Origin of the sequence: Pseudomonas sp. G5(2012), from assembly GCF_000408945.1 — a bacterium.
GTDB classification, from domain to species: Bacteria; Pseudomonadota; Gammaproteobacteria; order Pseudomonadales; family Pseudomonadaceae; genus Aquipseudomonas; species Aquipseudomonas umsongensis.
The window spans coordinates 1-1388 of record NZ_APIO01000189.1; the positions used below are offsets into that span (position 1 = coordinate 1).

Here is a 1388-nt window from a genome sequence, read left to right on the forward strand (position 1 = left end):
TTTCTGGTCAAAGTGATGGGCTCGCTCGAACCGAGCGCCGACGAGGTTTCGCCGGGGCTGTGGCACGGTCTGTCGCCGCTGCTCTGGCAGTTCTATGGCGAGCAGTTGGCGGCGCATCCGCAGTGGGGGATGCCGGCCGATCCGCAGCTGGTGGCCCAGGTGCGCCAGCTGCTGCTCGGCCAGTTGGGTCAGCGCAATGCCGAAGCCAGCCTGTACCGCCAGGTGCTCGACGCCTCGGCCAATCATTACCCGGCGTTAAATCTGGCGCAGATGGTCGGCGACACCGAGGCGCGAGCGTTGATCGTCAGCCCGGCCAGCGTGCCGGGGGTGTTTACCCGCCAGGCCTGGGAGGGCCAGGTGCGCCCGGCGATCGAGGCCGTCGCCGAGGCGCGGCGTGAGGAAATCGACTGGGTGCTCAGCGACCGGCCGGGCGACATCGCCGCCGAGTTGACCCCGGACATGCTGCGCGAACGCCTGACCCGGCGCTACTTCCAGGACTACGCCAGCGCCTGGCTGAAGTTCCTCAATCGCCTGCGCTGGCAGCCGGCCAACAGCCTGGGCGAGGTGGTCGACCAGTTGACCCTGATGAGCGACGTGCGCCAGTCGCCGCTGATCGCGCTGATGAACACCCTGGCCTACCAGGGCCAGGCCGGCACCCGCAGCCAGGCGTTGGCCGACTCGCTGATCAACTCGGCACAAAAGCTGATCGCCCAGGCGCCGGCGCCGTTGATCGAGCAGGCGCAGCAGGGGCCCAAAGGCCCCTTGGACGCCACCTTCGGTCCGCTGCTGGCCCTGCTCGGCAAGACCCCCGAAGGCCAGAGCGATAACGAGCGCCTGAGCCTGCAAGCCTTCCTCAACCAGGTCACGCGCACCCGCCTGACCCTGCAACAGGTGAACCACGCCGCCGACCCGCAGGACATGACCCAGACCCTGGCGCAGACGGTGTTCCAGGGCAAAAGCATCGACCTCACCGACACCCGCGCCTACGGCAGCCAGCTCGCCGCCAGCCTCGGGGCGGAGTGGGGCGGTATCGGCCAGACCCTGTTCGTGCAGCCACTGGAGCAGGCCTGGCAGCGGGTCCTGCAACCCTCGGCCAGCAGCCTCAACCGCCAGTGGCAACGGGCGATCGTCAGCGAATGGCACGAAGCGTTCACCGGGCGCTACCCCTTCGCGGTCACCGCCAGCGACGCCTCGCTGCCGATGCTCGGGCAGATGATCCGCGCCGACTCCGGCCGCCTTGAGCAATTCCTGCAGCGCGAACTGGGCGGCTTGCTGCGCAAGGAGGGCAGCCGCTGGGTGGCCGACGCCCAGCACAGCCAGGGCCTGCGTTTCAATCCGCAGTTTCTCACGGCGATCAACCAGCTCAGCCACCTGGCCGACGTGCTGTT

Annotated in this window: 1 protein-coding gene; it reads left to right on the plus strand. The window is 68.7% G+C overall.

The annotated features are described in order from the left end of the window. Nucleotides 1-1388, plus strand: a 1388-nt coding sequence (locus tag PG5_RS32180) for an ImcF-related family protein (RefSeq protein WP_305366736.1), incomplete at both ends; no start/stop codon positions are given.